This window comes from Acinetobacter sp. 1424608, from assembly GCF_000588255.1.
Classification (GTDB): Bacteria; Pseudomonadota; Gammaproteobacteria; order Pseudomonadales; family Moraxellaceae; genus Acinetobacter; species Acinetobacter nosocomialis.
Window position 1 is genome coordinate 1 of the sequence record NZ_JFXL01000036.1, and the last position, 13,255, is coordinate 13,255.

Below are 13,255 nucleotides of genomic sequence, written 5' to 3' on the forward strand. Positions count from 1 at the left end.
GGGTTGATAATGTGATGGTTGAACGATTATGGCGGAGCGTTAAATATGAAGAGGTGTATCTCAAAGCCTACAGCAATGTTTTGGATGCGAAGAAGCAATTAAACGCATATTTTGAATTTTATAATTTGAAACGACCTCATTCGAGTCTGGACAAAATGACTCCAGATGAGTTTTACTATGACCAGCTACCACAACAAAATAAGGTAGCTTAACTAGAGCAGAGTATCACTTATAAATAAGCTTTTAGTTGTTCAAACATGTGGGACCACCTCTTTTTTCTCTGCTCATTATTGGCTTTTTCAGAGAAAGATTATGGACCAAAGTTATAACTTAAAATCAGTTTTACTCATCATTGATATGCAAAATGGACTATTCAAAGCAAAGTCGACGCCATATAACCATCAATTTGTACTTTCAAATATTCTTAAGCTGATTAATTATCACCGTTCCAATAACAAGCCAATTATTTTTGTCCGTCATGTCGGCGAAAAAGATACGCCTTTAGATCCCGATAGCCTAAATACTCAGTTGATAACAGAGTTATCTTGCAATCCAGATAAAGATATTGTCATTGAGAAAACATATCCGAGCAGTTTCAAGCATACTGTCTTAAAAGAACTATTAGAGAAACTTGATATTGATGAAATTATAGTGAGTGGGATGAAAACGGAATATTGTATAGATACGACTATTAGAGCTGCTTCAGAGTTTGGATACAAAGTAACTTTAATCTCTGATGCCCATACAACATCTGATTCTACGGTTTTAGATGCGCAGCACATAATTGATCATCATAACCAAGTTTTAAACAATGTTTTTGCTAAGGTAAAAACTACTGAAGAGTTTTTCCATTAAATAATGATTATTAGCTATTGGTAGGGTTTTAATTGTTAAGTATTTCTGTAAAATTGAGATGTTGCCTTAAACAACAATAAACCTTAATGATCAGCGCAAAGACATAAGGGGAAGCCTACTTGAAAGAGTAGGCTTTTTTTATATTATCTATAAATATCTTTCGTTTAGGCTTAAACATAAAAGAGAGGAACATACAAAAATTTATTTCTTATAGCTACGATGAGTTAGTTTCAGTTCCAAATGATTAAAATCTATAACTTGGTCAAATGAATCAACAAGTTTTAATTTGAGTTCATCATCTGAATTTTTCTTAAAAACTTTAACGACATCCCGATCTGCTTCCATAAAATTACCGCCAGATTCAAGCATAGCAAGCAAAACAATATTTAGGCTTTTACCTTTTTTGGTAAGTAAATATTCTTTACGTTCTCGTACACCTATTTCTTTATAAATAGATAACTCAAATATTTCTAATTCAATAAGATGTTTGAGACGATTAGATAAAATTTGTTTTGATATTCCTGTATTTACTAAAAAATCATTAAATTTTGTTACCCCATAGAAAGCTTCTCTTAACAAGAGGATTGTCCATCTGTCATTCAATATTTCAGTAATTTTAAAGATTCCACATACATCTACGGGAAATTTATGGTCTGGAATAATTTGATTTGACATTAGAGGACGCTCCAATTAGGATGGGTCTATAATTTAGACCTAGCATTAATTCAGGTAGCATTATGCCATTTATAAATATACAAACTATAGAAGGTTTACTCGATAAAGACAGTAAGGCCGAACTTTTTAAACGGATAACAGACTTATTTGTAGAAATAGAGGGTAAGGGTAATCCTGCTTTTCGAGAGCATGTTTGGATAAGAATTGATGAATATCCACCTGAACAGTGGCAATTAGGTAGCTTAAGTCCAACAAAACAAATGATTGAGTTAATGACTTCAGCAAAATGATTTGTTCAAAGCCCTTTAAGTAGGGCTTTTATAATTGAGCGGGCTTTGCTCAAAATATTTTTGATACCACTATTTAAAATAAAAAGACAAAATTAGCTACTTTATCGACTTTTAATCTATTGATAAACATTATTTTCCTTTTCAACACAAGTAAGTTTTGACAAAATGCAACAGGTCATCAGGATCAATACAGACTTGGCCAGATTTATAGTTTGTTAGCATTTTGCAGTAACTTTGCAAGTAACCTGTTTATTTTTATGTAATTCAAATGTTTGGAACTAATTTCTAATGGAAACACAATATAAGGTTTTATGTGTCTGTTTAGGAAATATTTGCCGTTCTCCCACCGCTGAAGTGGTTTTCAGACATTATTGTGATAAGCATCAACTCAATGTAATCGTTGATTCGGCTGGAACGAGTAATTATCACCCAAATAAAGCCCCTGATCAGCGTAGCCAAAAGCATGCTAAGAAAAGAGGCTATGACTTGTCATCTTTACGTGCTAGACAACTTTCAACTCAAGATTTTTTAGATTTTGATTTGATTTTGGCAATGGACCATCAAAACTTTGAAGATATTCATGATTTATTGCAAAACGCTATCTTTCAGTTTGGTAGCCATCGAATTCGAGCAAAAGTCGCATTAATGAGTGAACATGATCCCCAATATCCAAAGCAAGCTTTGCCTGATCCATACTATGGTGGTGATGACAGCTTCGAGCGTGTACTTGACCAATGTGAATCGAGTACTCTTGCATGGATTAATGTTTTGAAAAAACAATTGAAAGTTTAAGAATAGGTTTATCAATACAATGCAAATTCAAAATCAAGTACAGCTTAAGCCATTCAATACTTTAAGTTTAGATGTAACAGCTTCTCATTATACTAAGATTACGTCTGTTGAAGATATTAAAGAAGCTTTGGATTTTGCTAAACAGCATGAGCTAAATGTACTTGTTTTATCTGGCGGTAGTAATATGTTGCTGCCACAGCAAATTAATGCGTTAGTCATTCACATTGATATTCAAGGTATACAAGTTTTATCAGAAGATCAGGATTTTGTTCGTGTCAAAGTAGGTGCAGGACAGGTTTGGCACGATTTTGTTTTATGTAGTACACAGCAGAACTGGTTTGGTTTACAAAATTTAGCCCTTATTCCTGGCTTAGTGGGTGCTTCACCAGTACAAAACATTGGTGCCTATGGCGTTGAAGTTGGTGAGTTTATTGAGTCAGTACAGGTCTATGACCGTAAACTTGGAGAGACACAATCAATTTTAGCGGCCGACTGTCATTTTTCTTATAGACATAGCATTTTTAAAGATGATCCGACGCGTTACATCATCACGCATGTCACCTTTAAATTACTCAAGCAACCTCATTTAAAGTTGAATTATGGTGATTTAAAGGAAGCAGTTGGAGACAATCTCACTGCTGAAAATTTACAAAATCAGGTCATCCGTATTCGTCAAAGTAAATTACCTGATCCAAAAGAATATCCAAATGTAGGAAGCTTCTTTAAAAACCCGATTGTAAGTGCTCAAGAATTTGAACGCTTAATCACACAATTTTCAACAATTCCACATTATCCTCAAGCCAACGGTAACGTTAAAATTGCAGCGGGTTGGTTAATTGATCAAGCAGGTTGGAAAGGTAAACAACTTGGTGTGGTGGGGATGTTTCATAAACAAGCCTTGGTTTTGGTTAATTATGCCAATGCATCTCTTGGTGATGTAAAGAAAACTTATCAAGCTGTACAACACGATGTTGATCAGCGTTTCCATGTTATGTTAGAACCAGAACCTGTGCTTTATAACAGTTTAGGTTTAATTGAAAATCATACGGAATAGTTCTATGCCAAAAGTACACTTGATGGTACGTTTTGTACAAGTAGTTACTGTGCTATTTGTACTATTGGGCTGTTTCGTGGTTTTTCTATATTCGCCATTTTATTCAAAACTTATTGTAGCTGGACTTAACTATTTTGTTCCAGTAGATGTGAATGAAGTGGCAGCGGAAAGCCAGCGAAAAGCTGCATTAAGTGAACATGATAACTTAGAGCCTGGTTCAAACTTATGGATTGCTCGTCAGGCTTATTTAAAGCTTACCGAAGATGCTATACGTGAAAAAAAGACAGCAGACTTGGGCTACATACAAGAAAACTATAAAGCTTTGCAGCAAATTATTCTTTTAGAAGAAAAAGAACAAGAGATGGAAGAAGAGGAAGAAACTTCAGCTGTAAGTGTTCCATTAGTCGCGAAAAACTCAGAAATTGATGCAGCTGATGAAACAAGTAGCCCTATTGATGAAGCGCTTTTTATTAACAGTTCTGAAAACAAGGCTCTTACTGAACAATATACCGAGTTTTTAGCAAGAAAACCTGTAGTACCTGAACATCAAAAAGCGGTAAGTGAGCCTGAGCAAAAAGTTGAATATGTCCGTAAAAATCCTCTGCCAACTCAACCTAAAAAGTTAACAGAACCGTATGCTATTGTAGTACTAGGTGGCGGTTTAACTTTAGATAAAAATGGCAAAGATATTGTAGTTAATAGTTATACCCGCTTAAGACTAGAGAAAACGTTAGAAGTTGAAAAGCAAAACCATCTACCAATTGTATTAAGTGGTGTTGAAGCACCATATATGCAAGCATGGTTAAAAAAACGTGGTGTCGATGCAAAATTATTAGAACAAAGAAGTATGAATACTTGTGAAAATACTCGTTTTAGTTCATTACTGCTTCAAAAGAAAGGCGGTGCGCCTACAGTAATGTTAGTTACAGATGAATATCATATGCCGCGTACGCGCCGTTTATTTGCTCTGAATGGTATCGAAACGATTCCAGTTATTGCCCCTATGCCAACACCGCTTACACGTTGGCAACCGAGTATACAAAACTACGATCATAGTCGTCGTGCAAATTATGAATTACTTGCGACAATTCGTGACATGTTATTTGGTTCAAGTGATTGTCGAGAGGTGCCTTAATGTCTGAGATTCCATTTCTCAATCCTGCCGTATTAAAACAATTAGATTTACCGGTACCTAACCGTGATCTCACTCCACAAGTTTTAAGTCCACTCAATTTAAATACATTAGAAGAGCCTTCTCGTGAACTTTTAGCATACCGCAAATTATACGGTTTGCATTTACTCGACTGTGACCATTGGCAAGGCTATGTTCAAATGCCTTTATTTCGTCTGCATGTCCAAGTTTTTAAGCCTAAATTAGACAAAGTACAGGGGACTGTATGTTTGTTGCATGGCTATCTTGAACATAGCGGGATTTATCAACCTATTATCCGTGAAATTCTTGAACAAGGCTTCAGTGTAATTACTTATGATTTACCTGGTCATGGTTTAAGTAATGGTTCACCTGCAAGTATTCAAAATTTTGATCATTACCAGCAAGTTCTAATGGCTGTTTATCAGTATGTCAAACATGCAGATCAGTTACCAAAACCGTGGGTGGGTATCGGCCAAAGTACGGGTGGAGCAATTTGGATGCATCACTTGCTCGAATATGCTGAAAAAAGACAAGATCCAATTGTTGATAGAGTTTTGCTACTTTCACCTTTAATTCGACCAGCTAAAACCGCATGGTGGCATAATCCAGTGGGACTAGGCATTATTCGTCGTATTAAACGCCAAGTACCAAGACACTTTAGACGTAACAATCATAATCCTGAATTTTTACGTTTTGTTCGTTTAAAAGATCCATTACAACCACGCATGATGGGGATGGACTGGATTTTAGCAATGTCAAAATGGATGCAAGAAATGGAAGAGCGTCCAGCTTGTCGTATTCCTGTTTGGTTAGCACAAGGGGCATTAGACCAAACGGTAGACTGGCACTATAACATTGAGTTTATTCGCCGTAAATTTAGACTTCAAACCTTGTTAATGCTTGAAGAGGGGTCTCATCAATTAATTAATGAACGTGCAGATATACGTGCAGCTTTAACTGGTTTAATTCCAGCCTTTTTACATGCTAAGCCAAAGCATTTTTATTATTAAAAAAATAATGCACTCATTCTAGTAAATAGATTGAGTGCATCAGTTAATCAAATCAGATGATTATTTTAAACTTTGATAAAGTTCTACGAAATTTTTATACACTGAAGATTGTTTCTGCGGTGAATACATATTCCGCTCAATAATACCTTTATCAGTCTTAACTAACACGTTAATGTTTTTTGCATTTTTAAATTCCTGTAAGAACTGACTTGGAATAATAAAGTACGTGGTCGAGTGTTTAGGAACAAATCTGCTAACAGTAGTTTTCTCAGTGGCTTGAGCTGGGTTATAGCTAAATTGTTTTCCATCAATATCAAATACTAATGAATTAATATCATAGAAGTTATAACTACTGCTTAAATGTACATCTACACGGACTTGGTTTTTCTGTTTCTCATTCCATTTAACAAGTAAGCTTGGACAAAGTTCTGTAGGTAGGCAATTGAGCTGACCAGCTGTTTTTAGCTCAGATGTTGCTGTCGTGGTAGTAGATTTATATGAGGTCGTGCTACAAGCTGTTGTAAGTAAACAAGTACCTAATAAAAATAGGGCTTTTTTCATAATGTAATTCCAAGAAAGCAGATATTATTTATCTTATAGGTGATAAATTTTACCCTTTATTAAAGAGTTTTTGGGCTTAAAAAAGCAAATGGTTTTGCAATTTTAAAATCAGAAGTCGCATCTCCAGCATAGATATGGCTCTGCTCGGGACCGAGATCCAGTCTACGGGTTTTACCATCTTTAAAATTTATTTTCTTCAAGTCCACCCAAAATACATTGGGTGATAAAGCGGATTCAAAAAAATAAAGCATCTGTTTATGGTCTGCAACAGTTCTCCAACGGGTCGATGAAATATTAGGCTCTTCTTGTGTATTTAATCCATATGGAACAGAGGCATTTCGAATAACGCTAAATACAGAAGCCTGCGCTTGTTTCATATCATCATTTTTTGGAATTGCATTAATATAAAATGATGCTCGTGCAAAACGGTCAGAAGCACGGTTAGTACCCGGAAGCATAACGGTACCGCCGATTTGTTTCCAATATTCAGCAAGTGCAAGCTGTTTATCAAATGTAGGGGAGTTAGTCATGATTTGATAACTTCGGCTGTGATGAATCACTTGTTTTCCGCCAATATATTCAATGATTGCACTATCACCTGTTTTATCGGAAATAGACAAATGGAGTGTTGTGAGTCTTGATTCGCCAGGCACGCTGTCTGTCACGATAGTATAGGGTTCTTTTTCAAGAGCTTTAACGGCTTCATCAACGGTGGCGAAATTATCGAGTACATACTGTGCCCAAGCTGCGATACTTAATAATGGTTTATTAGAATTTTTTACATCTGGATACTGAGATTCGACTAACCATAAGACATTAGCGACTAAACCAGCTTCATTCATTCCGTCGGTCGTAGAGACTTCATAACCTGTTGCAATAACGCTGCCATATTTAGAAGTCCATTTAATTGAATTTGGTCCTGCACTTCCATCACGAGCAACACCACTCGGTAAAATCCATAAATTTGTGCCAGTATCAACTTTCCAGTCCATTGAACGAGCTGTAATAATATGTTGATTGTTGCCTAAATATACCGCACGTGTACAAGCCGATGCATAGCTACTTAATCCTACAGCAAAAGCAACAAAAGTTGGAATGAATATTTTTTTAAACATGAGTGAATACCTTCTTGTTATTACAGTTTGAGGATATTTATTTAATAAAATTAAAGCATGTATATTATTTATACTTTTATAGTAGGTGAAAAATATATTAAATACAAACTAAAAGAAGAGGCTATTTAAAGCAAAAATCACATATAAATTTAAAATATGAGAGAGCATCACATTTTAAATATGATGCTCAAATTATTAAGTTAGTATGAATTAAAAATGATTGGCATCAGCCATATTCCACATACGATAATAAAAATTATCATCATCATTTTTTAGTTCAGATTGTAAAAGTTCTCCTTCTTTCAAGAAGAAATGTAATTGAGCATAGTTCTTGATTTCACGGTCATTGACTCGTTGAGCCAAATGATGGGCTTTAATATCTGAAGGATGACGTAAACCGGCAGCAGCAATCATTTCTGATAAAGCATGTAATGTATTTTTATGGAAATTAAATACGCGCTCTGCTTTGGTAGGTACATGGAGTGCTTTTTGACGGTCTTTATCTTGAGTTGCTACACCTACAGGACATTGGTTGGTATGACAACTTTGCGCTTGAATACACCCAACTGCAAACATAAAACCGCGTGCTGAGTTAACCCAATCTGCACCTAATGCAAAAGTACTAGCAATATCAAATGCGCTAATAATTTTACCGCTTGCACCAATTTTAACTTGGTCTCTTAGTCCAGCACCTACAAGCGTGTTGTGTACAAAACGTAAGCCTTCACGTAAGGGAGTACCAATATAGTCACTAAACTCAATTGGTGCTGCACCAGTACCACCTTCAGAACCGTCTACCACAATAAAATCAGGCACAATTTTTGTTTCAAGCATTGCTTTTACAATACTCATAAACTGCCAAGGTTGCCCAATACATAGTTTAAAACCAACAGGTTTGCCGCCAGATAAAGTGCGTAACTTTTGCAAAAAGTGCATCATTTCAATTGGTGTGGAGAAGCTAGAATGTTTTGCTGGTGAAATACAGTCATGATCACGTGAAACACCACGAATTTCGGCAATTTCAGCAGTAATTTTATGCTTAGGTAAAATACCGCCATGCCCGGGTTTAGCACCTTGTGAAAGCTTTAACTCAATCATTTTGATTTGTGGCAATTGAGACTGTTTAGCAAACTTTTGTTCGTCAAATTTTCCATCTAAAGTTCGACAACCAAAATAGCCACTGGCAATTTGCCAGACAATATCACCACCATTTTCTAAATGATAAGGGCTGAGACTTCCTTCACCAGTGTCATGATAAAACCCACCCAACTGTGCACCTTTATTTAATGCACGTATTGCATTTGCACTTAAACTACCAAAGCTCATGGCAGAGATATTCATAATAGATGCACTATAGGGTTGAAGGCATTGTGCATTACCAATTTGAATACGAAAACTCTTAGGATCTGCTGGTGGGCATGGACTAATTGAGTGAACAATAAAGCGATAATCTTGTTGATAGACATCTATGATTGACCCGAAAGGTTTATCGGCATTTTCATTTTTTGCACGTTGATAAACTAAGCTTCTTTGCATACGCGAGAAAGGTAGAGCATCTTGATCGGCTTCAATAAAGTATTGGCGAATTTCTGGACGTATATCTTCAAATAAAAAACGAAAATGACCCATAATTGGGTAATTTCTTAAGATAGAGTGTCTATTTTGTAAGACGTCATATAAACCCAATAAGCTTAATGCACCAGTAACGACCCATAAACCATTGAGTAGAGTATCTGAAATAAAATAATAGATACTATGAGGCGTATATACGGTTCTAAACCATGTGATACTAAGTGCCGTAAAAATACACAAGAACCAGAGTGAATGGCGTGAAAAGAATGTATTGAGAAATTTATGTCGAATGATTTGTGCTGGACTCGCCATATGTGAACAAATTCCTAATGTTTTACTGGCACATACCTTGCCAAGAAGCAGCTTAAACTACAAGTAGGGAATTGTTAGCTGTAAGAGCATATATCAATAGTAAATGATTATATTTAAGATTAAATTGAATAGAGTGTATTTAATTTTCTATAAGCTGGGGCGTAATAATTTTAAGATAAAGTTGGTTTTATAAATAATAAACTTTTATAATTATTGCTTTGATTATAAAATATATGAGAGTTTTTTATGGTTTAGATTTTTTAAATAAGCCTGCTATTATTTAAAAAGCTAGTTAATAAAAAAATCTAAATAAATCTGGGAATTAATCTAAACAGTTTTTTAACTTTATAAATTTAATCAAGTCTGAAATTTGCTTGTATGAGTTTGATCAAAAATCTAGCTTTTAAGTTAATGGCTTTATGTTTTTTTAAACATTTTTTGATAGTATTTGTCAATTGAAAGGATATTTTCAATAGATTTTATTACAACTATATAGCATTCTAAAAAATCAAGTAAGGGTTTGAAATGAGCTGGAAATTTTTAACATTTTCTGTTTTTTTTACTGATATTTTTTTATTGTTTTTAATGTTCTATCTTGGCTATGACTTCGAAACTTTTAAAAAAGTAGCTTTAGCTGAAACTTTACTAGTTATTATTGCCCTAATATTTGATTCCATGGAACAAAAGAAGAAACCTATTTTTCCTGGTTGTATCGTCTATCCATTGTTGGGCATTTTATTCATTTTAGGATTTACACCTATTCTTGATTTTTTTGCAGAACGACCAAAAGGATTCCATAGTTGGGATATTAAAAATATGTGGATGATTAATGTGAATGAAGGAAATTATCAATTAAATAGACTTGCTTGGTATGGTAAAGCTTATGTACAACTGGGCTTTGCAATGGTAGGGGGAATTTTAGGATTCATTTTTCATTTAGTCTTTAGAAATACTTAAAGCATATTTATCTTTTTTGCTAAAGCTAGATGACATTTCTTACCTCAATTTTGGGAAAAGTGATCAAACCACCTTTCACTTCCTTAGAATTCTTATTCATAGAATATTATTTTCTTATTCATTTAAAATATATAGAACAAACAAAAGCTTAAATTTTGCTCTCCTAGTGGAAGGGAAATTTTAATAAATGATAAACTATAAAAAATGATGGTAAAATTTAACTAATGAAATTTTATGATTTTTTATTAAAACTAATAAAAAAGTGAATAAAATTACCGGAAATTTCTACAAAAAGTGGTATAGACCATATAAAAACACATAATTGAGAAATCCATCGGATTTTGAATTGTTAATAGATATTTAAAATGAAACTAATATCAGCATTTTTGTTGTTTTTTTGTATGATGCGCGCACAGTAGAGTAAAAAAAAAGACGCTTTGAAAAAACAGTCAGAAAAGCTAGTGATTGGATTGGGGAAGGCTAGTTTTTACATCTATTAATTCTTATTGGCGTAATGTAAAAAGGTTTTCAATCATGAAAAAATCTCTCATCGGTTTAACAGCAATTGCTATGGGGTTAATGTCTATCAATGTCGCAAATGCTGCAACGGCTACAGGTACATTAACTGTTAAAGCAACAATTACAAATAGTTGTGTATTGAATACATCAGCTACGGGTACAACTGCTAATGCAGTTTTAGATTTTGGTACTTTAAGCTCTCTTGCTAACAATGTAGATGCAGATACGACTACTACGGGCGGTACAGCTATTAAAGTGTTATGTAACAATACTGTGCCATGGACTTTAGCTTTTGATGCAGGCAAAAATGCTCAAACAACTCAACGCCGTATGATTGGTGGTGCAACAAGTAACGAATATATCCCTTATAACCTTTTCTCTGACACTAACCGTGCAACAGCAATCGGTATTTCAACAACAGCCTATAGTGGTACAGGTACTGGCGCAGTACAAACAGTGAACGTGTATGGCCGTATTCCTGCTGGCTCAACTTTGCCAAGTGCAGGTAGTTATGTTGATACTGTGACTGTGACTTATTAATTTTAAATAAGTTCTATTCATTGTTGACGCTAGCTCTTATTTGAAAGAGCTAGCTTAAGTTTAATTTGAGAAAAGTAATTCTGGGCAAATCATGAGAAAAAATATCTTTGTTGCTACAAGTTTATTATTATTTTTGCCTAGTATGTTAAATGCTGCCTCAATACGTCTTTCTCCTGTAAATGTTGAAATATTGAGTGATCAGACTGCATCTTCAATTAGCTTGTATAACCAGTCAAATGAAAGTGCTGATTTACAGGTACGTATATTTGAATGGACCCAAAATGCTGGGCAAGATCAATTAATTCCTACAGATGATATTGCAATTAGCCCACCTTTTTTAAAATTAAAACCTAATGATTCTTATAATTTACGAGTAGTTAGAATTAAGCCGGAACCAATTTCTGGTGAAAAAACCTATCGTATTATTATTGATGAATTACCCAAGCCTATTGATAGCCGAAAAGCTTCTCAAGGTGTAAATGTATTGCTTCGCTCATCATTGCCTGTGTTTGTAGTCAATAAAGATGCGATGACTAAGCTGACTTGGTCAATACAACAAGAACAAAATAGTGCTTATCTTTATATTAATAATATTGGCAATCGCCATGCGCTTTTAAATAATTTAACGCTTGTAGATACTACTTCAAACAAAAGTTATCCGATTAAAGTAAATACCGTAAATGGTTATATTCTTTCCGGAAAATCAAGAAACTTTAATATTAGTTCTGATTTTAAATTTCAAGCTGACCATAAATATAATATTTCATTGAATATTAACGGTAAGCCAGCATCTCTTTAAAGAGGCACATATGAAATATCTCGTAAGTGCTTTATGTGTTATGTATTTGCCGATTCATGCTTTTGCTGAATCATTACAAGATAACACCAATGCTGCTTTACCCAATATTCCGGAAGTAACAAACTCCGCTTTTCAGGCATCTGGTTCTGATAAAGGCTATATTCAGCTATTTTTAAATATTTCGATCAATTCTAATACATCTACTGATTTAATATCGGTACACCAAGATCAAGATAAAAAGTTATATGTTCGTGCCCGTGATCTAAAAGCTTTAAGGCTAAAAATGGATGAGCATATTCCAGATAGCCAATGGGTGTGTATTAATGAACTTAAAGGAATCCAGTTTAAATATCTGGAAAATGAGCAATCTTTAAACTTACAAGTTCCCGCCAGCATGTTGAGTGACTATTCCGTTGACTTAAATGGTCAATCGGCTACAAACACTAACTTGCTGAAAATGAAACCCTTAAATGCTGCAATCCTGAACTACAGCCTGTACCACACCATAACCAATGATGAGAGTATTTTCTCAGGTTCAGCTGAAGGAATTTTTAATAGCGCACTCGGTAACTTTTCATCAGGCGTTTTATATAACGGTAGTAATGAAACGAGCTATAGCCATGAGAAGTGGGTACGTCTGGAAAGTAAATGGCAATATGTAGACCCTGAAAAAGTCAGGATATATACCCTAGGTGACTTTGTTTCCAACAGTTCTGACTGGGGCAGTAGTGTACGTCTTGCCGGTTTCCAGTGGTCGAGTGCCTATACCCAGCGTGGTGATATTGTTACCTCGGCGTTGCCGCAATTTTCCGGTTCGGCGGCACTGCCTTCAACACTGGACTTATACGTTAACCAGCAAAAGATTTATTCAGGTCTTGTGCCTTCAGGCCCGTTTGACATTAAACAGCTGCCGTTTATTTCCGGAAATGAAGTCACACTGGTAACCACCGATGCCACTGGTCAGCAAATCATTACTAAAAAACCTTACTACTTTTCATCGAAGATTCTGGCAAAAGGCATAAATGAGTTTTCAGTAGATGTTGGGGTTCCA

At 34.9% G+C, this 13,255-nt stretch carries 14 protein-coding genes and 1 pseudogene; 11 read left to right on the forward strand and 4 right to left on the reverse strand.

Annotated elements, in window-relative coordinates:
• A partial coding sequence (locus J678_RS22395) for an integrase core domain-containing protein (protein ID WP_032027550.1) occupies positions 1 to 212 on the forward strand: 212 nt, incomplete at its 5' end.
• Positions 213 to 312: 100 nt separating this feature from the next.
• Positions 313 to 855 carry a cysteine hydrolase family protein gene (locus J678_RS22400; protein ID WP_017393386.1) on the forward strand — a complete coding sequence of 181 codons (543 nt, stop codon included), beginning with the start codon at positions 313 to 315 and terminating at the stop codon, positions 853 to 855.
• A gap of 201 nt (positions 856 to 1,056) precedes the next feature.
• Here the strand turns inward: J678_RS22400 and J678_RS22405 are convergent, their stop codons facing one another.
• On the reverse strand, positions 1,057 to 1,530 hold the full coding sequence (locus J678_RS22405) for a winged helix-turn-helix transcriptional regulator (protein WP_017393385.1): 474 nt from the start codon (positions 1,528 to 1,530) through the stop codon (positions 1,057 to 1,059).
• A gap of 62 nt (positions 1,531 to 1,592) precedes the next feature.
• Between J678_RS22405 and J678_RS22410 the strand changes: the two genes are divergently transcribed.
• The 5 genes from J678_RS22410 (at position 1,593) to J678_RS22430 (ending at position 5,829) form a co-directional block, all read left to right on the forward strand.
• Complete coding sequence (locus tag J678_RS22410; RefSeq protein WP_004886667.1) at positions 1,593 to 1,820, forward strand: tautomerase family protein; 228 nt, start codon at positions 1,593 to 1,595, stop codon at positions 1,818 to 1,820.
• 288 nt (positions 1,821 to 2,108) lie between these two features.
• Positions 2,109 to 2,612 (forward strand): low molecular weight protein-tyrosine-phosphatase, encoded by a 504-nt coding sequence (locus J678_RS22415; RefSeq protein ID WP_031956502.1) that lies wholly within the window; start codon positions 2,109 to 2,111, stop codon positions 2,610 to 2,612.
• Between the two features lie 19 nt (positions 2,613 to 2,631).
• Positions 2,632 to 3,666, forward strand: a complete 1,035-nt coding sequence (murB, locus tag J678_RS22420; protein ID WP_017393383.1) for a UDP-N-acetylmuramate dehydrogenase — start codon at positions 2,632 to 2,634, stop codon at positions 3,664 to 3,666.
• A 4-nt stretch (positions 3,667 to 3,670) separates the two neighbouring features.
• Positions 3,671 to 4,801, forward strand: a complete 1,131-nt coding sequence (locus tag J678_RS22425) for a YdcF family protein (protein ID WP_002052109.1) — start codon at positions 3,671 to 3,673, stop codon at positions 4,799 to 4,801.
• The gene (locus J678_RS22430; protein WP_017393382.1) at positions 4,801 to 5,829 is read left to right on the forward strand and encodes an alpha/beta hydrolase; all 1,029 of its coding nucleotides are present in this window, start codon (positions 4,801 to 4,803) and stop codon (positions 5,827 to 5,829) included. The genes J678_RS22425 and J678_RS22430 overlap by 1 nt, the downstream gene beginning before the upstream one ends.
• Positions 5,830 to 5,889: 60 nt before the next feature.
• On the opposite strand, the gene J678_RS22435 is transcribed toward J678_RS22430, so the two are convergent.
• The 3 genes from J678_RS22435 to J678_RS22445 all read right to left on the reverse strand — a co-directional run bounded on the left by J678_RS22435 (position 5,890) and on the right by J678_RS22445 (position 9,389).
• The gene (locus J678_RS22435; protein WP_079377094.1) at positions 5,890 to 6,393 is read right to left on the reverse strand and encodes a hypothetical protein; all 504 of its coding nucleotides are present in this window, start codon (positions 6,391 to 6,393) and stop codon (positions 5,890 to 5,892) included.
• Between the two features lie 56 nt (positions 6,394 to 6,449).
• A complete protein-coding gene (locus J678_RS22440) occupies positions 6,450 to 7,505 on the reverse strand; it encodes a linear amide C-N hydrolase (RefSeq protein ID WP_016805524.1) in 1,056 nt (351 codons plus the stop codon).
• 210 nt (positions 7,506 to 7,715) lie between these two features.
• Entirely contained in the window at positions 7,716 to 9,389 is a 1,674-nt protein-coding gene (locus J678_RS22445) for an FMN-binding glutamate synthase family protein (protein WP_002052116.1), read from the reverse strand.
• A gap of 525 nt (positions 9,390 to 9,914) precedes the next feature.
• On the opposite strand from J678_RS22445, the gene J678_RS22450 reads away from it, so the two are divergent.
• The 4 genes and pseudogenes from J678_RS22450 to J678_RS22465 form a co-directional block, all read left to right on the forward strand.
• Entirely contained in the window at positions 9,915 to 10,346 is a 432-nt protein-coding gene (locus J678_RS22450; RefSeq protein ID WP_004886671.1) for a hypothetical protein, read from the forward strand.
• 534 nt (positions 10,347 to 10,880) lie between these two features.
• On the forward strand, positions 10,881 to 11,405 hold the full coding sequence (locus J678_RS22455) for a spore coat U domain-containing protein (RefSeq protein ID WP_031956504.1): 525 nt from the start codon (positions 10,881 to 10,883) through the stop codon (positions 11,403 to 11,405).
• A 91-nt stretch (positions 11,406 to 11,496) separates the two neighbouring features.
• Positions 11,497 to 12,204: a molecular chaperone gene (locus tag J678_RS22460; protein ID WP_017393380.1), complete on the forward strand. Its 708-nt coding sequence runs from the start codon at positions 11,497 to 11,499 to the stop codon at positions 12,202 to 12,204.
• 40 nt (positions 12,205 to 12,244) lie between these two features.
• A pseudogene (locus tag J678_RS22465) lies at positions 12,245 to 13,255 on the forward strand (fimbrial biogenesis outer membrane usher protein); the annotation flags it as partial.